The sequence below is a fragment of the Paenibacillus sp. MBLB1832 genome (assembly GCF_032271945.1).
GTDB classification, from domain to species: Bacteria; Bacillota; Bacilli; order Paenibacillales; family NBRC-103111; genus Paenibacillus_E; species Paenibacillus_E roseopurpureus.
The window spans coordinates 5,175,690-5,201,797 of the sequence record NZ_CP130319.1 but is presented as its reverse complement, the minus strand read 5'-3'; the positions used below and the strand labels follow the sequence as shown (position 1 = coordinate 5,201,797).

Genomic DNA, 26,108 nt, shown 5'->3' with positions numbered 1-26,108 from the left:
CGATGAAGAAATCGATTGCGGCATTGCTGCTCGTCCTGCTGCTACTAGGCGTTGCGGGGACTTACCTTGGTGAAAATCAGGAGCGCATCGAGCTGTGGCCTTGGAAGAAAAGCATGCCTTTCGATGGATTATCGAAGGCGATCTCGGATGCACAGAACAACCTATTCGTAATCGATAATGCCAAGAAAACGATCCATAAGCTGAACCCAGAGGGGGTTCTACAGTTCTCGATCACGAGCGATACTGGCAAGAATGGGGAAGTGTATCGCTTTAATGATATGGCCGTGGATACGCAGGGTTATTTATACACGATCCGTACGCTGCTCGACCCATACGGCATTGTCGTGAAGTCGGAACAAATTGTTCGCTACAAGCCAGATGGCAAGTTCGATCGCAGCCTCTTCACACAAGAATACAGCGATTCTCAGTCCAAGCGATATCGCATTGGCTCCTTACGTAATATTCAAATTCATGAGGGCATGGTTTACTTTTTCAATGATGAAGTGAGTAAGCTATCCCTATACCAAACACCTGCGGGTGAGGGCTCTACGCAGGAGCCGACCCTGACGAACACCATCATGCTTCCTAGCAACAAATATGTTGCGGAAGCAGATGGTTACAAGCTAGGCGCGATTTACTATTCCACGCGAAGCGGAGAGATTTATCACGCTATGGCCGATGGGCGATCAGAGCAAGTGTATCCGTTGCCTGGCATCGATCGTACGCGCCGCAATTTCCCTGAAAGCATGCATTTGGATGAGCAGGGACGCTTGATTTTTATTGATTTCAACGCTCGCATGATTGCTAGACTGGATCCGAAGCAGCCTTACGTACTAGAGGCACTTGTGGATGATGAGAAGGCGAAAGCCAACCATGTCGAGCTTGCCTTTGATACAACAACGAGCAGTGTTGGATCGGATGGCAGCTTGATTATCGTCGAGTCCGCCCAGATTAATCGCCGTCTTCCTGACGGTACGATTACAGAACCCCTGGTGGAAGCCAAATTTAGTTCAGCAGAACGTAAGGGTACCCTATTCGTTTGGTTCATTGCGGTTGCCAGCTTGCTGCTCGTACTTCTTGCATTTAAATTGATTTACTTCGACCTGCTCAAGCGGCGATTGCCTCTGATGGTGAAGCAAATTTTCATCCTAATCCCTGTCATTGCCTTGTCGATGATTCTTTTGTCTACCGTGATTTACAACAGCTTCTCGCAGAAAATGGAAGAAGAGACGTTCAGTGAGCTGATTTTACTAGCCAAAAACGGTCAAAATCTCGTCGATGGCGATAAATTGGAAGCGATGAGCTCGCCGCTCGACTATAGAGGCAGCGCGTATCAATCGTTCCGCAAGCGAATTCAGGCTGTTTTTGAGAACAATGTGCGCGATGATAATCAGGGCTTCTATAAAGCGGTGTATAAATATGAGGACGGCGTCATCTACCGTATTTTGGAAGATGATGATGGCATGCATATGTTTAATCCGTTCCAGCAAACGCCCGAGAATCAGCAGGTTGTGCTAGAAGGCAAGACGGCCACGGGACAGTGGGAGGATTTCTCGGGTGAGTGGCGGTATGCGATTGCTCCGATTTATAATTCAGGGGGCAAAATTGTCGGTGTCTTCGAGACGAGTAAAAATCTAGACGGACTATTGAAGCATCGCCAAGCGGTCTTGCATTCCATTATTCGGAACATTGCCTACATCTCAGTCGGATTACTGCTTGTCCTTGTCGTGATGACGTACGTCCTTCTATCGTCGATTCGTAAACTTCGCAACAGCGTGGGTGAGATTGCTAAGGGCAACTGGGATACGGTTGTGACCATTCATACGAGGGACGAGGTTTCGGACCTCGGCGATAGTGTTAATCTAATGGCCTCACGGATCCGAGAGTACATCACCAAGGTAGAGAACTTCAGTCAATCCTACTATCGATTCGTTCCGCAGCAGTTCCTGCGCTTCTTGAACAAGGAAACCATTCTGGATGTCGAACTTGGCGATCAAGTGGAACAGCGGATGTCTATTCTCATTTTCAATATTCGGGCATTTTTCCAAATGTCGAAGGGGCTTACGCCGGAAGAAAATTTTAACTTCGTGAATTCATTCTTGAAACGATTTGGACCGTATGTCCGCAAGCATGAAGGATTAATGAATAAGTACCTAGGTGCTGGTTTCATGGCACTATTTCCGAATCAAACCGACGAAGCGCTGATGGCGTGTGTCGAGATGCGCAGGGAGCTGGAGATTTATAACGGACACCGCGCGAATGTTGGTTATAAACCGGTGGACTTCGGAATTGGCTTGCATAAAGGGCCTATGCGTTTAGGCATCATTGGCGAGGAGCAACGTTTGGAAGGTACCGTGATTTCGGATGGTGTGAACTTAGCGACGATGCTGGAAAAAATGACAGAACCGTTAGGGGCATCTATTTTGATTACAGATGCGGTTGTGCAGTCGCTCGAACGTCCTGCCGATTTCCTCTATAGGGATCTTGGGTTGATTCAAATAGATGGCGTGAAGGAGCCTCTGCATTTGTTCGATGTGTATCAAGGAGATCCAGAGACGATTCGTGTCTTGAAAGAAAAGACCAAAGCGCTATTCGAACAAGCGGTAACGTTCTATCAGGTTGGGCGTTTCTACGATGCTCGTGAAGCGTTCCTGATGGTCATTAAGCAGAATCGTCAAGATAAAGCAGCACAATTGTATTTCTATATGTGCGATGAATATTTTGGGCAAGGCACAACAGGGGAATGGAATGGCACTTTATCAGTTTCTTAACGGGAGAGGCGAACGTGACATGCAGGCAAATCAGTTGAAGGTCCATGAATTGACAACCGAAAAGGACGCGTTACGGATCACCGATTTTTATTTGTCGCCAGTGTCCTTCGATGATCAGCGTCATACGCCAGGGGAGTTGGATCACTTCCGCAATGCGCCTATGCTCAGCTTATCGCAGCGCAATCATCGCCATTGGTATATCGAGAACGAGGCGGGCGATATTGTCGCGGTAACTAGCTGCAAGGAGAATGAGCATCAGTCCGGCGGATTTCTATGGGATTACTTAGCTGTTCACCGCGAATATCGGCGACATGGCTTTGCCAAGATCTTATTTCATGAGCTGGAGACGTTTGCCCGTCAGGCGCAGGGGCGTTACATTTTAACGTATACGTGTGATTTGCCCGAATATCAGCCAATTCAGCGGATGTTCCGAGCGAACGGTTTTGAACTGATCGGTACATACCCGAATTATTATTACGAAGGTGAAGCAAGGCTTGCTTTTTACAAAAATATAAGTCTTTAGTTTCATCACAAATGAACTCATAGATTGGACCTGATGAGATGCAAGGAACCTTTAAAAGGTGGATAGGGCTGCGCGCAGAAGACAGTCGTAAGCTATGGATGATGCTGCCGATCTTTTACTTTGGCGGAATTGCAGAATCTTTGAATTACACAGCGTTCATGGCGCTGTTCAATCAGCGCTTTGGCGTGCAATATTTGCCTTATATCTATATGGTGGAAGCAGCGATCATGCCGCTGGAAGGCTGGCTGCTCGCGAAGCTCGCCAATCGTCTGCCGAAGGCGAAGATGATGACGACGCTTTTTATCATGATGATGGGGCTGCTCTTCCTAAACGGGGCTGTGCTGCTCGGTTTCAAGCTTGGCGGCATCGATTATCGTTACTATTATCCGATTCTGTTCCTGACTTCGAATTTCGTCGTGAGACAGCTAACGTTACTCCTGTGGAGTACGGCTTTCGACTTGTGTCCCACCCAGCAAGCGAAACGGCTCATGCCGATGTTCATCGCTTCCACAACGACAGGCGGTATTACCGCAGGGTTGCTCGCACATCAACTGGGTAAGCTGCTGGGGACCGAAGCTGTGTATGCGTTAGCGCCCGTGGGGATGGTGTTCGGCTTTGTATTCTTCCGCAGAGCAATTCTTCGCTACTTAGTGCCGTTAACTTTGAAGGAAGATAAGCGTTTAAGCATGCAAGCTGCGACAGTGGGCGGGGAGGAAAAGGAAGAGACAGCTGGTTACTATGTGAAGCAAATGTTTCGTAATCCGTTTCTCTTATGTGCCGTCGCACTCATGACACTCATGCCTGCTGTGTACTTCATGATGGAGTATCAATATTTCACGGCGGCAGAGATGCGGTTCCCGCAGGAAGGGGAATTAACGTCGTTCTATGGATTAATTACGGCCATACAATTTACTGTCTGTTTGCTATTACAAACCGTATCGACCCGACTCATGAATTGGTTAGGGGCCAGCAACATGCTGTTAGGCATCACGATTCTTTTCTTCGGCGGGTTCGGTCTGACCGCGTTATTTATGAATCAATCGCTGGGCTTGGGAATGGTTTCGGGCTCGTATGCGATTTTTTATATCTTGCTGTATTACATTGCGGAACCGTGTTACCAGCTTTTCTTCAAAATGATGCCGATTTCCAAACGAGACGGCTACCGCTATTTCGCGCAAGGTGTAGCCGCTTCCGGCGGTATTCTAATCGGTTCGTTACTTTCCATGCTGCATTCTTTCGGTCTCCTTCAATTGTCACCGCTTGCATGGGTGGGCGTCATCGTCGCAGGCATACTCGTTGTTGTGGCATGGTTCGGACGGCATCTGTACATTCGTGAACTGGTCAAAAGCGTGCAATCGCTGCATGGCGATTTGTCCGAGATCGCGGGCTCCTTTATTGGGGGCATTCGCAGCTCGAAAGCGCTGTCGGCCATGCTGGGGTACTTGAAGCATCCGAACGATTATGTGCGGGAGCTGGCGCTGGAGATTATCGGTAAAGCCAAGGATTCGGCCTTCCTGCCGCATTTGATCTCCATGATTGGCGAAGAAAGCTCGCGCATTCGAATTGCGGTCCTCCGGGCGATGAATCTACAGGGGGCAGGTATTCAGGAACTTGTGCAGGTCGCGTCTTTCTTGGAAGATGAGGACCCTGAGGTCCGTGCGGAATGCGTGAAGCTGATATCCAAAGCGTCTCATCTGAAAAGCCAGTCGCACTTCTTCATTCGCGTCAAGCTGCTCGACAATCACCCTAAGGTTGTGCACGAGGGGGTCAAAGCCTTGTATGCGTTGGAAAGCGAAGAGAGCTACCCTGCCTGTGATGAGGCGATTATTAAAATGCTGGATACCGGCGGCGAATGGGCCGTGTATGGCTGCCATACGGTCGCTGATCTGAAGCTCAGCTCGTATGCGGATTGGGTCGTTTCGCTGCTCGATGAGCAGCGGCCAGCGGTGAAGGTCGCTGCTGCGCATTGTTTAGGCAAGCTGCGTCATGTTGCGGCCATCCCAATGATGCTTTGCATGGTGCCGATGGCCGACCAAGAGCTCCGGAAGGCGATTCTTCAAGCCTTGGTTGATATGGGGCAAACGGCGCTGCCGACGTTGATGGAGCATCGCGAGGTGCCCAATCCCTTCATCTGGAATGCGGTCGTCAGCACGTTGGCGGAGCTGCTGGAGGACAGCCAGCTGCGCGCCATGCTGGTAGAGCTGTGCATACAGCGGCTGCAAGCATCGACGCAAGAGCGTGCACTTCCAGCTGCGCTAGAGAAGCTCGGGCAGTCGGGACTTGCGGAGCTGGCGAGGGAGCGCTGCAAAGAGCTGCATCGCGCGCTCATTGACGGGGCTTGGTCCATTATGGCGAAGCTTGTGGACGAGCGCATCGTCATGACATTGCGGGAAGTCATCCAAGATGAGAATGAAGAGATACGCGAGAACGGCTTAGAAGTACTGGCGGAAGGGTTGGGCGACCGCCGATTGGCGTATGCCTTGCTCGATCAATTAAAGCAAAAAGACGCGGACGGGTTAACCGACCAACAAGGGCCGCTTGAACTGCTTCAAGAGGCTGCAACATGGGCCGATAGCTGGTTGAAGGAGATCGCCATTTACGCACTAAGCGCATTGGAGCGTGGGGATATGAAAGAAGATCGTAAATTTTTAACGATGTTAGATAAAGTTATCTTTTTAAAACAAGTGAGCTTATTCGCCGATTTATCGGTGGATGAATTAGGCTTGATTGCTGGCATCGCGACCGAAGAAGTTCATGAGGATTTGACGTACCTGTTACGTCGGGGCGAAGCCAACTCTGCGATGTATCTGATCATCGAAGGCCATGTCGAGCTAAGTAATGAAACAGGCGTAGGCGAGACAGCAACGATCGGAGTGCTAGGGGCGAAGCAAGCTGTTGGGGAAACGACAGCCTTAACGGGATCCCCATCCGCCATTACAGCGCAAGTGATTTTCGATGAAGTTCGCGTGCTGACGCTGCAAGGTGAGAGCTTATCGCGATTGGTGAGATTGTATCCAGAGATCGGGATCGGCATGCTGCACGCTTCCAGTGCCCGTGTACGATTGCTTGAGAATATGCTGCTGAAAATGTCATAGAGCTGATGCGTACGAAGCTAGTTTTCTGAAGAAAACTTTGAGGAGTGATCCCCGTGGAATCGGATTCGATCATATTGCGCAACGATTTGCAAGAGCTGGAACGGCTGCATGCTTTCTTCCACGGACTGGCTCCATCGCTAGGTCTCACGGAAAAAGCCTTGTTTCAGATTAATCTGGTCTGCGACGAACTCGTCACGAACATCATTCTCTATGGCTACCCGCAGGAAGAAGTAGGATTGCATGCGATTCATCTTGATATTGGTCTTGTTTCTGGAGGCTGGGAGCTGCGATTAACAGATCGCGGCAAGCCGTTTAACCCGTTGCTGCGCGCTACGCCTCAGACGGATTTGTCTATCGAGGAACGCGGGATCGGCGGTCTTGGCATACATCTCGTCAAGCAAGTGATGGATGAGCTTCACTATGAGCGTTTCAACGAGGAGAATATTCTTATGATGAGAAAGAACCGTACGGAGGAGGAAGTATCATGACGATTACCGAGCAATTGCAAGATGGTATTGTGCTGCTAAGCTTGGAAGGCCGATTGGATGGGAATTCATCCGCTGGTTTGGAGTCTGCGTTTGCCAAGCTCGTAGAGCAGGGGCACGGCAAGTTTGTCTTCAATCTCCAAGGTCTGGATTATGTGAGCAGCGCAGGGCTTAGAAGCTTGTTATCCGCAGCCAAAATGGTCAAGGTGATTCAAGGCAAGCTCGCGCTAGCACGCATGAATGAGCATGTGAAGGAAGTTTTCGATATGTCGGGTTTCAGCGCTATTTTCAAGCTGTATGAGACGGAAGAGGAAGCGGTCCAAGCGATTAAATAAGATTTATTGATACGAGGAAGGAGCTGATCTGGATGAATGTGCTCGTAGGTGTGCTCGTTGTTGTGTGTCTTATGGCTGTCATCCAGTGGCAGCGAAGTCAACGAAAGCGCCTAGATGCAGAGCTTGAGCTACAGCGCACGATGCAGCTTTTTGATGTGAGCTTGGAAGTGAATTCGACGATTAAGAAGCAGGATTTGCTGATCAAAATCATGGAAACCTCCTCCCGCATTATGAACGCGGAGGCTTCGTCCGTCATCTTGGTCGACGAGGACAAGGGAGAGCTTTTCTTCGATCTTGCACTGGGCGAAAAAGGGGATGAGGTGCGAGAAATCCGCCTCCGAATCGGCGAAGGTATCGCAGGCTGGGTCGCGCAGACAGGGAAGTCGGTGAAGATCGACGACGCTGCGCAGGATGAGCGCTGGTCGTCCAAAGTAGCAAAGCGCGTGGAGTATCCGACGCGCAACATGCTCTGTGTCCCTTTGGTCAGCAAAGGGAAAATCATCGGCGTGCTGCAAGTGTTGAATAAACGCGGCGATGCGCCGTTTACAGACCGCGATTTGCAGCTGTTGGAGTCGATCGCGTCTCCGACGGCGGCCGCTCTGGAAAATGCGATGCTCTACGACGCTTTGGAGAAGTCGATTCACGCCTTGAAAATCACGACGGCAGCCAAAGAGCGCATGGAAAGCGAGCTGCGCATCGCGACGGACATTCAGATGGGCTTCCTGCCGAGGAAGAGCTTATGCCTCCGTAGCGCAGACAGCGTGGAAGCGAAGGAAGGTTTGGAGCCAGCACAAGCGGATGCGCATGCGATCATTCGCCCAGCGCGTGAGGTCGGTGGCGATTTCTATGATTATTTTTGCATCGATGCCAATCGCTTGTTCTTCGTACTTGGTGATGTGTCGGATAAAGGGATTCCAGCGGCGCTCTTTATGGCTGTGACCATGACGCTGCTCAAAGGGAAAATGACGGCTGTGATGACGCCAGGTGAGCTGCTAACTGCTGTTAATCAAGAGCTGTACAAAGATGATTCCACGATGTTTGCGACCATATTCTGCGGGGTGTTGGATGTCGCATCTGGGCAGCTTCAGTATAGTGATGGCGGTCATTGCCCGCCGTATGTCGTACGAAATGATGGCAGCGTAGAGCTGTTGAAAGGGAAGAAGGGACTTCCCCTTGGCGTCATGGATGATACATATTATTTGAATAATGAGGCTATGCTGGGAATTGGCGACAGGCTCATTCTGTATACGGATGGAATCACGGAGGCCGAGGATCAACAGCTAGAGCAGTATGGCTTTGAGCGGCTCAAGCAAGTGCTGAATAGGGAGCAAACCAGTGATGCGGAACAGTTGCTAGCGCATATGGTAAAGGATGTGGACGGATTCGCGAATGGTGCCGTGCAGTCTGATGATATTGCCGTCCTCCTTATTGATCGAAATCGGTTGAAATAATCGCTTATCCAACAAATCGTTGTGATATAGTTAACATATAGACGACATACATCACGCACTTAGGGACGGTCATTGAGGAGTGCAATCAGTTCAGCTACGCTAATAAAAGTTCGCTAGGAGGGCTATGCCATGCAAAAATCGCATATTAACCGGCAACCAGATTCTTCTCTGCACACGAATAAAGTGAATAAAATGAACGCACAAGGGACAACTTCAGAGTTGATGAATATTCAACGCGCTATCGGGAATCGCGCTGTGGGCAATATGTTGAATATCCAGACCAAAATGACCGTAGGACCGGCAGGTGACGCCTACGAACAAGAAGCGGATCAGATGGGAAGAGCAGCAGCTGATCATATTGCAGCAGCTTCCCAAGCGGATGTTCAGCGTTCAGAGGGCGGCGAGATCGAGGAAGAAGAGCTGCAGATGAAGGCATCGACGGAGTCGATTCAGCGCTCAGAAGGCGGCGAGATCGAGGAAGAAGAGCTGCAGATGAAGGCATCGACGGAGTCGATTCAGCGCTCAGAAGGCGGCGAGATCGAGGAAGAAGAGCTGCAGATGAAGGCATCGACGGAGTCGATTCAGCGCTCAGAGGGCGGCGAGATCGAGGAAGAAGAGCTGCAAATGAAGCCATCGACAGAGTCGATTCAGCGCTCGGAGGGCGACGAGATCGAAGAAGAGCAATTGCAGATGAAGGCATCGTCGGAAGGCGGATTTGAAGCGGGCGCAGAGGTCGAGTCACAGATCAAAGCGAAGCAGGGCAGCGGCAGCTCCATGGATGCGGGTATTCAAGCGAAGATGGAGTCGGCATTTCATGCGGATTTCAGCAATGTTCGCATTCACAATGATTCGGAGTCATCCCAGATTAATCGCTCAATTGGCGCTGAGGCATTCGCAACGGGCAATGATGTGTTCTTTAGAGAAGGTCGTTACAATCCGGATTCACGTGAGGGGCAGGAATTGCTCGGTCATGAATTGACACATGTGATTCAACAGCGAGGCGGGAAGTAGACGTAGTCGCAAAAGAGAATAGGTGGGTAGATCAAGATGCTAACAGAGCTTGCGCATGGGCGCCATTTGGCGCAATTAGGGCAATTGAAAGAGATTTTGGACGAGGCAGAGCTTGCCACGAATTTATTGGAGAAATCCGAGGCGATTCCGCTTCATGTGCTGATGGCGGCTTTTCAAGAGGATCAGAAGGGGCGGGATCGGTTCCTGCACTTTAGCTTTTTACCGCTGAATGATGAGGATATTACGGCGATTCAATTGCTGCAAATTTATAGCACATTGCCGTTTCACTTAGGGACAGGAGCACGTGCGGAAGTATCCTCGCTTCTCTTGGAGATTAACACGCGCTTACCGATCGGCCACTTCGGCATTAATGAGGACGGCGAGATTCATTATCGCTATGTGTACACGCTATCGGCTTCACGCTCGTTTGAGAGTGATGAGACTTTGGAAATTATCACCTTATTCGTGTATATGTGCGACATGTTTGCACCGTACATCGAGCAGGTTGCCGCTGGTGAGCTACAGGCGGAGCAGGTTATTCAAGCTTTACGAGGATAAAATAAAACGGACGCCCCACGTTAGGAGGCGTCCGTTTTATTTCATTATTACCTAGGAAATAATTCGACTTATTTCAACTTCGTTTGCAGAAGTTCTACGAATGCTTCCGCAATATTGCCCATCTGACCGCCTGCTGGTCGGTTGCCATTGAAACCTCCGCCGCCATTTCCACCGCCATTTTGACGGTTTCCTCCGCCTTGCTGGGCGTTGCCAGCATTCGCGTTAGGCGAAGCAGAAGCTCCAGGAGCCTGTCCTTGACCCTGCCCTTGCCCTTGTCCAGCCGCACCGCCGCCGTTTCCTCTGCCTTGGCCCTCGCCGTTTCGGCCTTGCCCATTCGGGCCTCCACTTCCGTTTCCTCCTGGACCACCGTTGCCACGATTGCTCATCCGCGTTTCAGCATCGGTGATGAACGTTTTCTGAGCATCTGTCAGCGTAGCGAGCAGCTTGGTTTTGTTCTCGTCACTCAACTCTTTCTTCGTGACGACATCCTGCGCGATCGGGAGCATCGCTTGAGCTTGCTCTTTGGTTATCGTTAAGCCATCAGCTCGATCCAACATCATTAACGTTTGAAACGTACTGAAAAGCTTCATTTGTGCAGGATCCATCGCGGGGCGATTCTGCCCCTGTCCATTTGCGGGTTTCGCTGTTTGTTGAGGCTGAGACGTGCCTGCAGCAGCCGTTTGGGTATCTGCTTTACTGCCGCATCCGGTTAGTAAAATCGGGATCAGAAGGCAAACGCCAGCTAATTTTTTCATTTTCATATGTGTATGTATCACTCCTATATTGATATCTTCTATAGACTCATTGTACGATGAAATTATGAAAGAATCGAGAAAACAAGCTGAACCCTACATAAAAGTTAGCTTAAAATTAGCTGAAGATACGACGCGAGGTGAGGCGAACAATGGAATTTCGTGCAATAGATGTCGTGAAAGATCGGGAAACAATCATTGCTTTTCGCAAAGATTCCTATGTGGTGAGCTTTGGGAGCGAGGAGGGCTTCGGGGATGCAGATGTGTATGTGACGCGTTTGGCGAACCGGGCGAAACGATTCCCAGACGGGCTCATGCTGATTGAGGAGAACGGTCAACCTATTGGTCAAATTGAGCTGCAAATTGTCTCCTACGAGGGGACTGACATCGGCTATGTGAATCTGTTTTACCTCATCCCGTCCTATCGAGGGAAGGGGCTTGGGCGGGAACTCGTGGCGTATGCCGAACATTTTTTCGAGCGATATGGGGTAAAATCATACCAGTTGCGCGTGGCACCGACGAATGGACCAGCGCTTCGATTATATGAAAAGATAGGCTTGCGCCTGTTGGCCAAGGAAAATCAACCTTATGCGGTTTGGCTCATGATGAAAGATCTCTAATGACAAAATCCGAATCAGAGGGGGAGCAGAGATTGAGCTCATTGACAAAGGCTATTTTAATCGCGGCCAAAGCGCACGATGGTCAGGTAGACAAAGGCGGACATCCCTACATTTTACATCCGATTCGATTAGCAAGTAAGGCCCAAACCATGGAGCAATCCATCGTTGCTGTGCTGCATGATGTGGTGGAGGACTCGGATATCACCCTATTTGATTTAAAAAGCGCAGGATTTAGCCAATCGATCATTGAAGCGCTGGATTGCCTAACGCGGAGGACGGACGAGTCCTATGAGGCTTTTATTCATCGCATAAAATTAAATTCCTTAGCTGCCGCAGTGAAGTTATTGGATCTGGAGGATAACTGTGATCTTAGAAGAATCGAGCATCCGACACGTCAAGATTGGGAACGGGTAGATCGGTATAAGAAAGCGATAGCCGAAATCAAATTTGCTGAATAGGAGGTTCCCCATGATCATTTCCATCGATTCAGATCTGATTCTCAGACCACTTCAATCCAGGGATGCCGAAGAATTATATCAATTAACGGACAGCTGCCGGGCGTACTTGAGAGAATGGTTACCTTGGGTGGATGGCACCCAGAGCGTGGAACATTCCAGTGGATTTATCCAGCATTGTCTGAATCAGCAGGCGTCTAATAATGGCTTCAATGCGGGCATTTGGTTCAAAGGTGAGCTCGCAGGCTGCATCGGCTTTCACCCGATTAATTGGGCTAATCATTATGCCAGCATTGGGTATTGGCTTGGGGAAGGCTTTCAGGGTCAAGGGATTATGAAGCGTGCCTGCCGTGAGCTTGTTAGCTACTCATTCAACGAACTCGGCCTGAACCGTGTGGAAATCCGCTGCGGGGTTGAGAATTTCAAAAGCAGAGCGATTCCTGAGAAGCTAGGTTTTACGCAGGAAGGCCAGATTCGTGATGCCGCTTGGCTGTATGATCATTACATCGATTTAATTGTGTATGGCATGCTGAAGCGGGAGTGGCGGTATCGGGGTGAAGAGGAATAAAGGTACGGGTTAGCATAATACAGATTCTATCCGAAGTAAAAGTTAACGCTAGGAGTGTTTAACCCCATTAACTTGTAGTCTCGGTTTCTTATCTTTTAACGCATATTTACGGTTCAGCAGAAAGCCGAACAGGGATGCAAGAGACTGCTGAAACAGCATGCCAAGCACGACAGGAATAGCAACAGGTGGCGGGAAATACGCGACAGCGAGTACCGCCCCCGCACTAATATTGCGCATACCGCTGTTAAAAGTAAGGGCAACCACGACATCCTGCTCCCAGCGCAGGAGCCTGGCGACAAGCCAACCGAGCATGTAGCCCAGCGAGGCAAGGACGAGCACAAACCCCGCTAAACCAACGAGCTTCGCGTTGAAATCCCGCAGATAGGGAGCGATCACGGAGGAGTTAATCGCGACCACGATGCCCATGAATATTTTAGAAAAAGGACCGAAACGACCACTCCACTGTTCCTTAATCGCCCCGCGCGTCCACTGATTCAGCCCCATCCCGATGAGGGAAGGGACGACGATCATGAAGAAGAGGCCTTTCATCATAGCAAACGTATCGAGCTGAACCTTGGTGCCAACCAAGAGTGACAGCGTATATGGCACGACAAAAGGTGAGAGGATCGTATCCATCAGGATGATCGAGAGTGTCAGCACATTATTGCCCCGATAAATTGCAACCCAGACGAAGCTCGTAATGCCCGTCGGTATGGCAGCAGCTAAAATAAGACCCGTAATCGTTAACGGTTCATGCCCGTATACCACATGTCCAAGACCGAGCGCGATGAACGGCATCCCGACATGCAGAATTAATAACGTCGTTATAAGCGGAAGCGGCTGCACCACGACCTTGACGAATTCTTTGAAGCTGGAAGAAATGCTTCCTGCAAACGTCATGAAGGCGAACAGCCACGGAGATAGAAACGTAAATCCAGACAAATGGCTCCCAAGCAGCACGCCGATGAGCACGCTGAGGGGAGTAATGAGCGGCATGATTTTTTCTAGGCGACGATTCAGTAGAGAGAGCATCTAGGTGAACATCCTTTCGTGGCTAGTATGTGAAACTACGTATGATGTCAGATATGTATGTCCTAATTGTAGCATACACGCGCATGAAAAAAGCATGCCATCAACGATGACATGTCCATTAACCTATTTTCCAAGTAAAATTTTCGTATACGGTGAATCGATCGGCAGCATGATGACAGGCTCGCCTTTGAATGTGACTAAGTAGCTTTCGAGTGTGCGGTAGAAGTTGTAGAAAACAGGGTCCTTGCCGTACGCGGAGTTATAAATTTGAGCAGCTTCTTGTTCGCCGGCGGCAACGATTTTCTTCGCATCGGCTTGCGCTTGAGCAATCAACTCGCTTGCCTGACGATCCGCTTTGGAGGTAATTTTCTTCGATTCCTCATCCCCCTCGGACAAATACTTCGCTGCTATGGACTGGCGGTCCGAAATCATCCGTTTATACACGCTTTGCTTGTTGGAGTCAGGGAGGTCGGTGCGCTTGATGCGTACATCGACGATTTGAATCCCGTAGTTATCGCGCTCCATCAGCTCAGCAACCTCTTTCGTGATCTCATCGTTCAGATTCCCGCGTTGTGTGTTTTCGCTAATAATATCACTGTAATTGATCTCCGATAATTTCCGTCGGACCGTATTATAGACAGCAGCATCGATGCGCTCTTCCCCGCCTGTCACCGATTGAATCGTACGCAAGAACTGCTGGGCGTCGTCAATCCGCCAAACCGTGTAATTGTCGACTTCGATCGGCTTTTTATCTTTGGTCAGAATGGAAGTGGGCTTACTGTCATAAACCATCTGATATTTAGGAAGCGTACGTACGGATTCGATGAATGGAATTTTAAAATGAATACCTGGATGGGATTGAATCCGCACGGCTTCTCCGAATTTGAGCACGACACGGTACTCTCCCTCTTTAACGATGAAGATGGAAAGCAGGAAGAAAAAGACGAGAACGACGCCTAGTACGGATCTTAGAATCCATTTGCCCTGGATGGTCATTTCGCAGCTCCTCCTTGTGCTTGGCCCGTTGTAGCAGCAGGTGTACGCAGCAGTTCATTGATCGGTAAATATTTGACCGTTTCACCGGTGCTGTCACTGACGAAGATTTTGGCATTCGGCAAAATTTTCTCTAACGTCTCGAGCACGAGACGGCTCTCCGTAACGGATTTATTATTCACATACTCCGCATAGACGGCATTAAACTTCGCAACATCCCCCTGTGCATTCAAAATCCGGGATTTCTTCTGCGCCTCCGCATTCTCCAGCAGCGCTTGCGCGTTGCCTCGTTCACGAGGGAGGATATCATTTTCATATTTCTGAGCCACGTTAATTTTCGTATTTTTCTCTTCGCGCGCGTTCGTGACATCTTTAAAAGCATTCTGCACATCGCCAGCTGGCGGCTCAATATCTTGGAACTTCAAGTCGACGATATGGATGCCAGTTTCATACTTCGTTTGCATCTCGATCAGTCGTTCTTTTACTTTGCCTTGCACTTCGGTTTTCCCTTCTGTAATGGCGAAATCCAGCGCAGTAGAGCCGATAACGGAGCGAATGGCCGCACTTGCAGAGTTACGAAGGAACTGTTCAGCGTTATCAATATTATAGAGATAGTCACGCATATCACTGATATTCCATTCTACGACCGCATCAGCGGATAAAATATTTTCATCCCCCGTAATCATCATCGCTTCTTCCTCAACGGGGGTAATTTTACCATTGGCTTCACGGAAGCCAATTTGGATGCGCTGTGTCTTTTTAGCAGGAAGCACAATCGCTTGTTGAAGCGGATAAGGCAGCTTGAAGTGCAGCCCAGCCTCTTTTTCACCCGTAAATTTGCCTAGTGTAAGAATGGCTGCTTTCTCATGTTCCTGCACGGTATAGAAGGTGGACCACCCAAAAATGAGGACGAGGAGGCCAATCACGCCCGCGATGATTTTGCGGGTTATGCCTGGCGGAACGGAGGATGGTTGTCTGCGATCAGGTTCTTGCAGCACAAAAGGTTCCAAGGAAGAACACTCCTTCTAAGATAAGTTATTGTTGTAATGGTATACGGGAGAGTTTGGAAATGGTTTCAAGGGCAGATGGGCAAGGAGGTTAGGAAATTTCTTATTTCCAAGAGTTGGATGCCGTGCTATGATAATATTTATCAATTGTATAAGAATGAATCCCTAGGGGCGCCGTGAGGCTGAGACAGTGGAAACTGAACCCTTTGAACCTGATCTGGTTTATGCCAGCGGAGGAAAGTGGAATGAGCGTATGACTGGGCGCATTGAACGGTGTATACAGCGGCATATTTCAACCACTTTCCTTGGGAAAGTGGTTTTTGGCGTTCGTCACAGGGGGCTACAGTACGGGAGGAGTCGACCTTTCATGCCAGAGAAAGAACTGCACGTCATATCGAATGGAAAGCTGTCTTGGCCTTCGTTGGCTGCGATCGCTGCGGAGATTCATCCCTATGTGACGTCGATTCATATTCGTGAGAAAACCAAGTCGCCTGATGAGGTATTCCTCGGTGTGCAGCATGTGATTGAGCAAGGGATTCCCCTTGAGAAGATAGTGATAAACAGTTTTCCAGAAGTGGCTGCGGCCCTGCAGACGGGCGGTGTGCAGCTTACAGGAGCAAGCAATTTCAGGGCTTTGCAGCGAGAGCATCGGGATAAGGGACATTCACGAGTAGGCGCTTCGGTACATCACACAGATGAGGCAAAATGGCGCGAGGAAGAGGGCGTTGACTACCTTATTTTCGGTCATGTGTTTGAGACGAATTCGAAGCAGGGTGTGTCGCCTAGAGGTTTGGATGTGCTGCGCGAGGTGGTTAACCATGTTAACATTCCCGTTATTGCGATCGGAGGGATGACACCTGCGAGGGTGAAATCTGTTGTGGAGGCAGGCGCCGCAGGCATCGCAGTGATGAGCGGGATTTGGGATGCAGCTGATCCGTTGGGAGCTGTCAGAGCCTATCAACAGGAGCTTCAACGTATGGAGGTGAGCGGATGAATAAATCAGAAACAGCCGTCATTATCGTAGGCGGAGGGGTCATTGGGGCGTCGATTGCCTACTATTTGGCGAAAAGAGGACAGTCCGTCACCCTGCTGGAACGCGGCCAGCTCGGGATGGAAGCCTCGGCTGCGGCGGCAGGCATGCTTGGCGCGCAGTCCGAGATGGAAGACACGGGCGCCCTGTTCCAGTGGGCGCGCCTGAGTAGATCGATGTTCCCCGAGCTTAGCGGGGAACTGCGAGAACTCACGGGCATCGACATCGGTCTCGTCCGTGAGGGGCTGCTTAACGTCGCGCTCAGCGACGTTCAAGAGGAGGAGCTGCGCGCGCGGGAGACGCTTCAGCGCGCCGCGGGCGAGCGAGCCCAGTGGCTCAGCGCAGCTGAAGCCACTGGGCTGGAGCCCGCGCTTAGCGGTGCGACGCGCGGTGCCCTCTACCTGCCCGAGGATGGGCAGGTAGAGGCGCCACAGCTTGCGGCGGCTTTCGCGCAAGCTGCGCAGGTGCTCGGGGCGAAGGTGCAGCCTTACGCCCAGGTGCAAGGGCTGCTGACCGAGCGGAGCCGCGTCATCGGCGTGATGACCGCCGCCGGGCCGCGCTACAGCGACCACGTTGTCGTCGCCGCCGGGACGTGGAGCGGTCAGCTGCTGGCGGGCATCGGCGTGGAGCTGCCGATGTTTCCTGTGAAGGGCGAGTGCTTCTCCGTCAGGACGCCGAAGCCGTTATTAAAGCGCACACTGTTTACGCCAGGGTGCTATATCGTGCCGAAAGCCGGCGGACGGCTGGTGGTCGGCGCGACGGTGGTGCCGCACAGCTACGACCGCAAGGTGTCGCTGGCGGGGCTCGCTGAGCTGATGGATCGCGCGCGGGGCATGATGCTTTCACTCGGCGATGCCGAGTGGGAGAAGGCTTGGTCGGGGCTGCGCCCGCAGACCGCCGACGGGCTGCCCTACATCGGCAAGGTGACGGCGATGGAGGGGTTGTATACCGCTTGCGGGCATTACCGCAACGGGATTCTATTAAGCCCCATCACCGGCAAGGTGATGGCGGATTGGCTGCTCGGCGCGGACGGCGACGAGCTGGCGTCTTTGGCTCCTTGGCTGGATGCATTCAGCCCAGACGTGTCGGAGACGACCCTGAGGGGGAGTCGGGGGGACTCTGCTTTGACGCTGGCACATGTGCGCCAGTAAGGACCGTGAATGGCCTAACAGTGCCGCGCATCCTGCTGAGGCTAGCGGTACCGGAGGATTAGCGCCCTTCTGGGGCGTTAAAGCAACGAACCTGACGCCCGTGCACGTCAATAAGGCCCGAGAAGAGCCTTAAAGTGCTACCCGCGGCGCCGTGCGGTATCTGGAAGTATTTTAAGAAAGGAGCGGATCGTCATTGAACTTGCACATTAATGGTCAACGCGTCGAAGTACCTGATGCTATTCGCACAATTGATGAGCTGCTGGCCCACTTCGATTTAAGCGACAAAATGCTAGTCGTGGAGCACAACGCCACCATTTTACATAGGGAAGATCACGCTGGGGCGCAAGTCGCCGAAGGGCATCAAATCGAAATCGTTCATTTTGTAGGAGGAGGATAACACATGTTAAAAATCGGTCCATATGAATTTCGTTCACGTTTACTGCTAGGCACGGGGAAATTTCCTGATTTTCATATTCAAAAGCAAGCCGTAGAGGTCTCGGAGTCACAAATTTTGACGTTCGCGGTGCGGCGGATGAATATTTTCGAGGCAAGTCAGCCGAATTTCTTATCGATGCTGGATACGGCCAACTTCACGCTGCTTCCGAATACTGCAGGCGCCAAAACGGCCGAAGAAGCCGTGCGCATTGCCAGATTGGCGAAGGCTTCGGGCTTGTGCGATATGATCAAAGTCGAGGTTATCGGCGATGAAATGACGCTGCTGCCAGATCCCGTAGAGACGCTCAAAGCATCCGAAATGCTGCTCGAGGAAGGCTTCATCGTGCTTCCATACACGTCGGACGATGTGCTGCTTGCCAAACGTCTGCAAGCGCTCGGCGTTCATGCGATCATGCCAGGCGCTTCGCCAATCGGCACAGGACAGGGGATCATCAACCCGTTGAACTTGAGCTTCATCATTGAGCAAGCATCGGTTCCTGTTATCGTAGATGCAGGTATTGGTGCACCTTCTGATGCGGCACTGGCTATGGAAATGGGCGCGGACGGCGTCCTGCTCAATACAGCGGTATCGGGTGCGAAGGACCCTGTAAAAATGGCCTACGCCATGAAACTGGCAATCGAGGCAGGACGTGCAGGTTTCGAAGCGGGACGCATTCCGAAGAAGCGCTACGCTTCGGCGAGCAGCCCGATGGAGGGCTTGAGCAGGGTGTGAGGCGGAGTGTGGGGAGTTGGCGGGCGAGGCTGACTAGTAAATCCTGCGAAAATGCAGTATTTTTCTACTCTTTTTACTGTTTCGGAGCAAATTGCTGCAAAAGTACAGAAATTTGGTCCGAAATCTCTTAAAACAAGCTAAAGCAGCCAAATTTCCTGCAGATTTGCAGCAAATTGAGATATTTGTGTGCGTGATGAGTTAATTGCTGCACATTTGCAGGAACGGTTGCTTAGCAGGCAGGTAGCTTGGTTATTAGTTAAAGTGATGAATTAAAAGGTGCATTCGTATAGATATAGACAAATTAGAGAGGAGGAGCATCGTGGCGATATACAAAGCTTTGACGATTGCAGGCTCGGATAGCGGCGGTGGCGCGGGTATTCAGGCGGATCTGAAGACGTTTCAGGAGCTTGGCGTGTACGGGATGTCGGTGATTACGGCTGTGACGGCGCAGAATACGCTGGGTGTACAGGGTGTCTATCCGATGAGCGCGGAGGCGATTGAACGCCAGTTGGCATCGATTGGGGAGGACTTGCAACCGGATGCCTTAAAAACAGGCATGCTATTCAGCGGCGACATTATTCGTGTGGTGGCTGCGGCCATTCAGCAGTACGGATGGAATCACATCGTCGTCGATCCCGTGATGATTGCCAAAGGGGGCGCATCGCTCCTGCAGCAGGAGGCTATTGAGGCGATGATCAGGCACCTGCTGCCGCTGGCAGACGTGGTCACCCCGAACATCCCAGAGGCGGAGGCGCTGAGCGGGATGGTCATTACGGATCACGAGTCTCGACAGTTAGCAGCTAAACGGATCCATCAGTACGGCTGCAAGAACGTCATGATCAAAGGCGGACACGAACCGAACACGGAGCAAGCAACGGATCTTCTCTATGATGGAACGTCGTTTACGGAGTTTACATCGAACCGTCTCATTACGCCGCATACACATGGAACAGGCTGTACGTTTGCTGCGGCGTTGACGTCAGGGCTCGCGCAGGGCTTGGCGACGAAGGAGTCGCTGGGACTGGCAAAACGCTTCATACACGCGGCGATTGGCGAGCCATTGCACATTGGCGGCGGGCACGGCCCGACGAATCATTGGGCGTACCAGCGCGGTGTTCGCGCAACCGTGGCCGCGGCTGCTCAAGCTGTGACGACGGAGCGAGGTGCGCTCGGATGATCCGCAAGTGGGATGAGGCGCAGCTGCGTGAAGCGCTGCGGTTGTATTTGGTCATGGGCAGCCCCAATTGTAACGGGGCGGACCCGTATGCAGTGCTTGAAGCCGCCATCTATGGCGGCGTTACGATGTTTCAGCTGCGCGAGAAGGGCCCCGGCGCCCTGCAGGGGCCAGAACGGCTCGCGCTAGGTTCGCGGCTGCGCCGCCTGTGCGCGCAGCGCGGGATCCCGTTCATCGTCAACGATGATGAACGGCTGGCTCTAGAGCTTGAGGCCGATGGCATTCACATCGGCCAAGAGGACGAGGCAGCCGCCGCGGTGCGGAAGCGGCTGCCGCAGATGATCGTGGGCGTATCGGCCCACGATCTGGGCGAAGCCCAATCGGCGCTGTCGGATGGCGCCGACTATCTTGGCGTAGGCCCCCAGTACGCTACGCGCACGAAGCTCGATGCGCGTGAGGTCCAGGGGCCTGCCGGTATTGCGCTGCTGCGCGCGGGCGGCATCGCGCTGCCGCTTGTTGGCATCGGCGGGATCGATGCCAGCAACGCTAGTCACGTCATCCGCGCGGGAGCAGATGGTGTGGCGGTGGTGAGCGCCATCGCCGCGGCGAGCTCGCCGCGCGAGGCAGCGGCAGAGCTGCGCGAAAGGATTGTGAATTTATAACGTCTTGAATCGACTACAGCAAAAATCCCCAACCTACATTCTCCCATTCTATTTTTTCATCTACTTTTGCGACGTTTCTACCTTTATTGGTGACAGAAACGTCCCTTTTTGCTACCATAGGAGAAAGCTTAAATTCGGTAACTCGTTAAAGCGGTGAAATGCCGCATGGACAAAGGTCGCGTGCCATGTGACAAGTTGGCTAAAACCGCAATTGACATAGATTCTTTTTGGCATTATGATACGGTTAAAAAGATTTGACCGTTGTTTAATTAATCTATTTAAGAGATTAAAAAGAGAGAGAAAGGTCGGATCTAGGATGAAGAAGCTGCAGCCTGTTTATATCATTGAAGAACTTGAACAACTGAAAACCATCAGTGATCCGCTCCGCGCACGTGTATTGCTTTTATTAATTGAGAAAGCGTATACGGGTCAACAGTTGGCTAAACTATTGGGAATGGCGCGCGCCAAGGTTCATTATCATTTGAATGAGCTGGAGCGTCATGACTTGATTTTTGTTGTTCGTACAGAGCTCAAGAATGGTATTGTGCAAAAGTTTTATCGTGCCGTCGCGCGCGGATTTGTGCCTGGCGAGAATTTGCTCCCGTATGTGGCGGAAGTTGAAAATTACTATCGCGAACGTACGTTGAGCGTACTTGGACATGCTAGAAACAGAGCCATCAATGCACCTGAAGAGGCGTTTCAAATCCCATCACCTGATCGATCTCAATGGCCAATCATCATGACACAAGTCGAAGTGAAAATGAGCCGAGCGAAATATACCGAATGGTTGAGGAAATTTCGTGCCCTGATTTATGAGCTCGATGCCGAGCAAGAAGAGAACGGGGAATGGTTCTATTTGACGACAGTAGGCTTTCAAACGCACGAACGAGGCTTCGACCCCGTCGAGCCCGCTCAAGAAGAGGCCCAAGAAGAGGAGAGTTAATTCATGTTGGATCCTAGACTAACGAAGCTTGCAGATGTATTAGTGAATTACTCCGTAAAGGCGAAGCCAGGCGAAAATATTCTCATCGAAGCGTACGGCATTGATGCCGCGCTAGTGAAAGAGATTGTGAAGAAAGTTCATGCGGCAGGCGCACATCCTTTCGTGAACTTGCGTGATCACGCGGTGATCCGGCAGTTGGTCATGAACGGTACAGAAGCTCAAATGCAAACATGGGCGGATACAGACGCATTCCAAATGAAACAAATGCAAGGCTACATAGGTGTGCGCGGCGGTGCTAACATTTACGAATTGTCCGATATTCCGGCCGATCGTATGAAGTTGTACAACTCCGTGTACTATCAACAGGTTCATTTCGATGTCCGCGTGAAGGATACGAGATGGGTCGTTCTGCGTTACCCGACGTCTTCAATGGCGCAGCTCGCGAGCATGAGCACTGAGGCGTTCGAAGATTTCTACTTCAACGTATGTACGATGGACTACGGCAAAATGTCCAAAGCGATGGACGCGCTGAAAGAGCTTATGGATCGTACTGACAAGGTGCGCTTAGTCGGCCCTGGCACGGATTTGACGTTCTCGATTAAAGGGATCGGCGGCGTGAAATGCGATGGCGAGTTGAACATTCCAGATGGCGAAGTATACTCCGCACCGGTTCGTGATTCGGTTAACGGTGTGATTTCCTATAACACGCCTTCACCGCATGACGGCTTTATTTTCGAGAATGTCGTGCTCCATTTTGAAAATGGTAAAATCGTGAAAGCGACTGCGAATGATACGGATCGCATTAATGAGATCTTTGATATGGATGAGGGCGCGCGTTATGTCGGCGAATTCGCGATCGGCGTAAATCCGTACATTAAGCACCCGATGAAGGATATTCTGTTCGATGAGAAAATCGACGGAAGCTTCCACTTTACACCTGGCAATTGCTATGATGATGCCTACAACGGCAATAAATCCTCGCTGCACTGGGATATGGTGAACATCCAACGTCCAGAGTATGGCGGCGGCGAAATTTGGTTTGATGATGTGTTGATTCGGAAGGACGGCATTTTCGTTCTGCCTGAGCTTCTACAATTGAACCCAGAGAATCTGAAATAGATTAATGGGGTTAATGAAAAAGGTTGTCCAACGTCATGATTTGACGTGGGCAACCTTTTTTGATTTGAGCGGGGCTTATAACCCCTTCAACTGCTGCACAAGCTTCTTCGGCGCCGTGCGCGCATAACCTTCCACGACGAGATCTTGAATCTCGGTCCAAGGCACGAGCTCGACGTTCGACAAGCTGACCCAGCCATGCTGGCCGATGTAGGGCGTTTTGTGAAAAGGCGTGTCGTCCTGCCCTAAGAGAAACTCTTGTGTAGTCAGGTTGGTTTTCAGGGATGTGGAGACTTCACCAGCGGTTTCGCCTAGGAAAATGAAAGGCTTATCTTTGACACGAAAGGTGATGTGGCCAAAGCCGTCTATTTTTTCCACGACTTCCGGCAAGGTCGAGCAAATTTCACGGAATCTGGCAACGAGTGCCAGTCCATGAGCGGAAGTAATTTGACTGTGGGACACAGGTTCAACTCCTCAGATTAGGTTGGTTTCCAGCATTTACACCCGTCGCTGCTGCGACTGGTATTGTCGCGGCGGCAGGCCGACGGCTTTTTTGAACGTGCGAATAAAGTTCGAGTAATCGTTGAAACCTGCCAGCTGGCACGTATCTGTGACGGAGGAACCTTCCCGCAATAGGTGCTTCGCCTTGGCAATCCGTTTGAATAAAATATGCTCATGGATGGTGCTGCCTGTGTGCTTTTTAAATAGTCGGCATAAATAGGAGCGATTCATGAACACGACCTGCTCGAGGACCTCGAGCGATAGGTCTTGATCGAGATTTTCGTCAATGAAGGTGAATAGCGATGAGAGCTTGTCCGGCATCATTATCTGCTCTTCTTGCTTTCCTAGATTAAGGAAAATCCGATTGATGAACACAAGCAGCTCTATAAAGGTGGAGAGGAAAAGGATTTCTGAGCCTGGCTGCGCCTGCGGGCGGCGATGCATCTCCATCCGCTCATAGAGCTTCATGATGTCGTCGATTTGCGGCGGCGTCAGTCTCATCCGATTTTGCTCACCGAAAACACGATTGTTAAAGCAGTTCAGCAAATCAAATTGGGAAGAGTTGAGATGCTGCAGGAGTGCGGGATTGAAATGAATCACAACGTTCTCATAGCGCTGTTTCTTCGCCTGGAAATTAGGGCGGTGCAGCTCGTTGCTGTGCATGATGAGCAGGTCGCCATATTGCAAAGGATACACTTGCTTTTCAATAAAATAATGAACATCGCCGGTTAGGAAGAAGTAGATTTCGTATTGGTCTTGATGCTGGTGGAAATCGAGTGGAACGGGATTATGGGTGACGGCATGGCGAAAATTGATCATCTGGTCAAGATTCGTATATATGTCCTGCATAGGAGGATCTCCTCTAGGTTTATTGGAGTCAATTTAAGCAAACTTTTGCCCAATTAATGCAATGAATACGTTTTTATTATACTGCAAAATAGAGAGGAGTTAAACACTCCACATATCGTGCTTCACATTCCAAGGAGGCTTATATATGAAACTGTCTGTATTTACGGTCGCAACACCAGATTTAACACCTGAAGAGCTTGCGAAAGCGGCTTCTGCTGCTGGTATTAACGGCATCGAATGGCGCTTTAAAGATATTCCTGCGGATGCAGCAGGGGAGAAACCATCTTTTTGGAGAAACAATTTGTGCTCCATTGATCCTGCGGCTACGGATGCTGAGTTGGAACGTTTCCGCCTTGCGGCTGTGAGTGAGAATCTTGTGAACTTGAGCATCACGCCTTACCTGAATAGCTGCGATGTAGCAGAAACAGAGAACGTGTTCAAAGCTGCGCAAAAAGTGGGCGTTCCGTTCATTCGCGTCGGCGTACCTGGCTATGATCGCACGCAAAACTACAATGATCTGTTCGCGAAAGCGGTGGATTACCTTCACCATTGCCAAGAGCTTTCCCAGCAATACGGCGTGAAGGGCTTGGTTGAGATTCATCACAACACGATTACAACCAGTGCGAGCCTTGCACATCGTCTAGTTTCTGGCTTCAAACCAGAGCATATCGGCGTTCTGCATGATGCGGGCAATATGGTTCACGAAGGCTATGAGAACTACCGTATGGGTCTCGAGTTGCTCGGACCTTACCTCGCTCACGTTCATGTGAAGAATGCAGGATGGAAACAAACAGGTGAAACCGAAGATGGGATGAAGCTTTGGAGCAGCAATTGGACACCGATCGACGAGGGCATCGTGAACTGGAAACAGCTCTTCAGCGATTTGAAATCCGTGGGCTACGACGGTTACCTCGGTATTGAAGATTTCAGCGGCCAATACGGCTCGCAGGAAATGCTAACGAACTTCGCTACGAAAGTGAAGCAATGGTTGGCGTAACGTTATAAATGGGAGCACCTTTCTCCGCGTGATGCGGGGGAGGGTGCTTTTTGATAAGTCAGGTTACCCTTCGCAACCATTGGTGGCGAAGGGTTTTTTGTGTACGGAATTGAGGTGGGCGAAGTGTGAATCCACGGAGAACGCTGAGCCCGAATTCCCCTCGACACTCTCGTCCCCCGAAGTGAAGAAAACAACGATCCAGTAGCCAATTTCATCGCCAGAGCCGCTGAAATGATGAAAAATCACGTTCCAGCCGGGTGCCATCCGCCAAAAGCGCAACCATGCTTCTGCCACGAAGGGCGGCACAGCTTCACTCGCTGCGCCCTTCCCCGCGCATTCGCAGCGTCAACCACGCACTCGCGCCATAGATGACCGCGCTCACATAGAACAGCACGTCAATCGTCAGCCAATCGATGATATAGCCGCCGATGAGGATGGCGAAGCCGGAGGAGACGGACGTCCAGAAGTGATAATTGCCCAGCGTGCCGCCGCGCCCTCCAGGTTCGGTGCGATCCGCGAGCAAGCCGCGCTCGCTCATCTTCTGCATGGCGTTGCATACGCCCATGAAAGCTTGCAAAAGCAGCACGAAGCCGAACGAGGGAACCCATGGGAAGATGAGCATCGCGGCCATCATGCCCAGCGAGCTTCCCGCCATCATGGTCACGGAGGAGCGGTCCACGTGCTTCTGCAGCCAGAAGGACGAAGCGGCGGAGCTGACCGTGAAGATCGCAAACGCCAACCCGTAGGCGGAGTAGGTGCTGCCGAGATTTTTTAAGAAAAGCAGGTAGTAGGGATAGATCATGCCAGCGGCTAAGGTTGCTAAGCTTTGGGATCTGATGAGCCATCTTACGGTCATATTAT

29 protein-coding genes and 1 riboswitch are annotated in these 26,108 nt (G+C 51.0%); of the genes, 21 read left to right on the top strand and 8 right to left on the bottom strand.

Annotated elements, in window-relative coordinates:
* Positions 1-2 precede the first annotated feature (2 nt).
* From MJB10_RS23480 to MJB10_RS23445, 8 genes are all read left to right on the top strand, one after another.
* Positions 3-2,771, top strand: a complete 2,769-nt coding sequence (locus MJB10_RS23480) for an adenylate/guanylate cyclase domain-containing protein (RefSeq protein ID WP_314799191.1) — start codon at positions 3-5, stop codon at positions 2,769-2,771.
* Positions 2,749-3,294 carry a GNAT family N-acetyltransferase gene (locus MJB10_RS23475; RefSeq protein WP_314799189.1) on the top strand — a complete coding sequence of 182 codons (546 nt, stop codon included), beginning with the start codon at positions 2,749-2,751 and terminating at the stop codon, positions 3,292-3,294. The genes MJB10_RS23480 and MJB10_RS23475 overlap by 23 nt, the downstream gene beginning before the upstream one ends.
* 38 nt (positions 3,295-3,332) lie before the next feature.
* On the top strand, positions 3,333-6,389 hold the full coding sequence (locus tag MJB10_RS23470; protein WP_314799187.1) for a HEAT repeat domain-containing protein: 3,057 nt from the start codon (positions 3,333-3,335) through the stop codon (positions 6,387-6,389).
* Positions 6,390-6,442: 53 nt separating this feature from the next.
* On the top strand, positions 6,443-6,877 hold the full coding sequence (locus tag MJB10_RS23465) for an ATP-binding protein (protein ID WP_314799185.1): 435 nt from the start codon (positions 6,443-6,445) through the stop codon (positions 6,875-6,877).
* The gene (locus tag MJB10_RS23460; RefSeq protein ID WP_314799183.1) at positions 6,874-7,209 is read left to right on the top strand and encodes an STAS domain-containing protein; all 336 of its coding nucleotides are present in this window, start codon (positions 6,874-6,876) and stop codon (positions 7,207-7,209) included. Before MJB10_RS23465 ends, MJB10_RS23460 begins: the two co-directional genes overlap by 4 nt.
* A 32-nt stretch (positions 7,210-7,241) precedes the next feature.
* The gene (locus tag MJB10_RS23455) at positions 7,242-8,660 is read left to right on the top strand and encodes a PP2C family protein-serine/threonine phosphatase (protein WP_314799181.1); all 1,419 of its coding nucleotides are present in this window, start codon (positions 7,242-7,244) and stop codon (positions 8,658-8,660) included.
* 129 nt (positions 8,661-8,789) lie between these two features.
* Complete coding sequence (locus tag MJB10_RS23450) at positions 8,790-9,671, top strand: eCIS core domain-containing protein (RefSeq protein ID WP_314799179.1); 882 nt, start codon at positions 8,790-8,792, stop codon at positions 9,669-9,671.
* Between the two features lie 36 nt (positions 9,672-9,707).
* The gene (locus MJB10_RS23445) at positions 9,708-10,229 is read left to right on the top strand and encodes a YbjN domain-containing protein (RefSeq protein WP_314799177.1); all 522 of its coding nucleotides are present in this window, start codon (positions 9,708-9,710) and stop codon (positions 10,227-10,229) included.
* 68 nt (positions 10,230-10,297) lie between these two features.
* Here MJB10_RS23445 and MJB10_RS23440 read toward each other — a convergent pair whose 3' ends face one another.
* Positions 10,298-10,990: a hypothetical protein gene (locus tag MJB10_RS23440; protein ID WP_314799175.1), complete on the bottom strand. Its 693-nt coding sequence runs from the start codon at positions 10,988-10,990 to the stop codon at positions 10,298-10,300.
* A gap of 143 nt (positions 10,991-11,133) precedes the next feature.
* Between MJB10_RS23440 and MJB10_RS23435 the strand changes: the two genes are divergently transcribed.
* Genes MJB10_RS23435 through MJB10_RS23425 form a run of 3 tightly spaced genes read left to right on the top strand, consistent with a single transcriptional unit; the run spans position 11,134 to position 12,624 of the window.
* Positions 11,134-11,601 (top strand): GNAT family N-acetyltransferase, encoded by a 468-nt coding sequence (locus tag MJB10_RS23435; RefSeq protein WP_314799173.1) that lies wholly within the window; start codon positions 11,134-11,136, stop codon positions 11,599-11,601.
* Between the two features lie 32 nt (positions 11,602-11,633).
* A complete protein-coding gene (locus tag MJB10_RS23430; protein ID WP_314799171.1) occupies positions 11,634-12,059 on the top strand; it encodes a GTP pyrophosphokinase in 426 nt (141 codons plus the stop codon).
* A 10-nt stretch (positions 12,060-12,069) separates the two neighbouring features.
* Entirely contained in the window at positions 12,070-12,624 is a 555-nt protein-coding gene (locus MJB10_RS23425; RefSeq protein ID WP_314799169.1) for a GNAT family N-acetyltransferase, read from the top strand.
* A gap of 48 nt (positions 12,625-12,672) precedes the next feature.
* On the opposite strand, the gene MJB10_RS23420 is transcribed toward MJB10_RS23425, so the two are convergent.
* From MJB10_RS23420 to hflK, 3 genes are all read right to left on the bottom strand, one after another.
* Entirely contained in the window at positions 12,673-13,656 is a 984-nt protein-coding gene (locus MJB10_RS23420) for a bile acid:sodium symporter family protein (RefSeq protein WP_314799168.1), read from the bottom strand.
* A 123-nt stretch (positions 13,657-13,779) separates the two neighbouring features.
* The gene (gene hflC, locus MJB10_RS23415; protein WP_314799164.1) at positions 13,780-14,652 is read right to left on the bottom strand and encodes a protease modulator HflC; all 873 of its coding nucleotides are present in this window, start codon (positions 14,650-14,652) and stop codon (positions 13,780-13,782) included.
* Complete coding sequence (gene hflK, locus MJB10_RS23410; protein ID WP_314799160.1) at positions 14,649-15,659, bottom strand: FtsH protease activity modulator HflK; 1,011 nt, start codon at positions 15,657-15,659, stop codon at positions 14,649-14,651. Before hflK ends, hflC begins: the two co-directional genes overlap by 4 nt.
* A gap of 154 nt (positions 15,660-15,813) precedes the next feature.
* Positions 15,814-15,912, top strand: a riboswitch (TPP riboswitch).
* A 111-nt stretch (positions 15,913-16,023) separates the two neighbouring features.
* Between hflK and MJB10_RS23405 the strand changes: the two genes are divergently transcribed.
* The 9 genes from MJB10_RS23405 to MJB10_RS23365 all read left to right on the top strand — a co-directional run bounded on the left by MJB10_RS23405 (position 16,024) and on the right by MJB10_RS23365 (position 22,903).
* On the top strand, positions 16,024-16,650 hold the full coding sequence (locus MJB10_RS23405; protein WP_314799159.1) for a thiamine phosphate synthase: 627 nt from the start codon (positions 16,024-16,026) through the stop codon (positions 16,648-16,650).
* Positions 16,647-17,837 carry a glycine oxidase ThiO gene (gene thiO, locus MJB10_RS23400; protein ID WP_314799156.1) on the top strand — a complete coding sequence of 397 codons (1,191 nt, stop codon included), beginning with the start codon at positions 16,647-16,649 and terminating at the stop codon, positions 17,835-17,837. The genes MJB10_RS23405 and thiO overlap by 4 nt, the downstream gene beginning before the upstream one ends.
* Entirely contained in the window at positions 17,824-17,970 is a 147-nt protein-coding gene (locus MJB10_RS23395; protein ID WP_314799154.1) for a hypothetical protein, read from the top strand. The genes thiO and MJB10_RS23395 overlap by 14 nt, the downstream gene beginning before the upstream one ends.
* Before the next feature lie 60 nt (positions 17,971-18,030).
* Positions 18,031-18,234: a sulfur carrier protein ThiS gene (gene thiS / locus MJB10_RS23390; RefSeq protein ID WP_314799152.1), complete on the top strand. Its 204-nt coding sequence runs from the start codon at positions 18,031-18,033 to the stop codon at positions 18,232-18,234.
* A 3-nt stretch (positions 18,235-18,237) separates the two neighbouring features.
* Complete coding sequence (locus MJB10_RS23385) at positions 18,238-19,005, top strand: thiazole synthase (protein WP_314799149.1); 768 nt, start codon at positions 18,238-18,240, stop codon at positions 19,003-19,005.
* Between the two features lie 319 nt (positions 19,006-19,324).
* On the top strand, positions 19,325-20,182 hold the full coding sequence (gene thiD / locus MJB10_RS23380; RefSeq protein WP_314799145.1) for a bifunctional hydroxymethylpyrimidine kinase/phosphomethylpyrimidine kinase: 858 nt from the start codon (positions 19,325-19,327) through the stop codon (positions 20,180-20,182).
* Positions 20,179-20,841, top strand: coding sequence for a thiamine phosphate synthase (gene thiE / locus MJB10_RS23375; RefSeq protein WP_314799142.1), 663 nt, complete (start codon positions 20,179-20,181; stop codon positions 20,839-20,841). Before thiD ends, thiE begins: the two co-directional genes overlap by 4 nt.
* Positions 20,842-21,157: 316 nt before the next feature.
* Complete coding sequence (locus tag MJB10_RS23370; RefSeq protein ID WP_314799140.1) at positions 21,158-21,784, top strand: ArsR/SmtB family transcription factor; 627 nt, start codon at positions 21,158-21,160, stop codon at positions 21,782-21,784.
* Positions 21,785-21,787: 3 nt separating this feature from the next.
* The gene (locus tag MJB10_RS23365; protein WP_314799137.1) at positions 21,788-22,903 is read left to right on the top strand and encodes an aminopeptidase; all 1,116 of its coding nucleotides are present in this window, start codon (positions 21,788-21,790) and stop codon (positions 22,901-22,903) included.
* A 75-nt stretch (positions 22,904-22,978) separates the two neighbouring features.
* Here the strand turns inward: MJB10_RS23365 and MJB10_RS23360 are convergent, their stop codons facing one another.
* Positions 22,979-23,362 (bottom strand): MmcQ/YjbR family DNA-binding protein, encoded by a 384-nt coding sequence (locus tag MJB10_RS23360; protein ID WP_314799135.1) that lies wholly within the window; start codon positions 23,360-23,362, stop codon positions 22,979-22,981.
* Between the two features lie 36 nt (positions 23,363-23,398).
* Entirely contained in the window at positions 23,399-24,250 is an 852-nt protein-coding gene (locus MJB10_RS23355; RefSeq protein WP_314799133.1) for an AraC family transcriptional regulator, read from the bottom strand.
* Positions 24,251-24,395: 145 nt separating this feature from the next.
* Here MJB10_RS23355 and MJB10_RS23350 point away from each other — a divergent pair, with 145 nt between their 5' ends.
* The gene (locus MJB10_RS23350) at positions 24,396-25,247 is read left to right on the top strand and encodes a sugar phosphate isomerase/epimerase family protein (RefSeq protein ID WP_314799130.1); all 852 of its coding nucleotides are present in this window, start codon (positions 24,396-24,398) and stop codon (positions 25,245-25,247) included.
* A gap of 63 nt (positions 25,248-25,310) precedes the next feature.
* On the opposite strand, the gene MJB10_RS23345 is transcribed toward MJB10_RS23350, so the two are convergent.
* Both MJB10_RS23345 and MJB10_RS23340 read right to left on the bottom strand, forming a co-directional pair.
* Positions 25,311-25,541, bottom strand: a complete 231-nt coding sequence (locus MJB10_RS23345) for a hypothetical protein (protein ID WP_314799127.1) — start codon at positions 25,539-25,541, stop codon at positions 25,311-25,313.
* A 16-nt stretch (positions 25,542-25,557) separates the two neighbouring features.
* Positions 25,558-26,103: an MFS transporter gene (locus tag MJB10_RS23340; protein WP_314799125.1), complete on the bottom strand. Its 546-nt coding sequence runs from the start codon at positions 26,101-26,103 to the stop codon at positions 25,558-25,560.
* Positions 26,104-26,108: the final 5 nt, after the last annotated feature.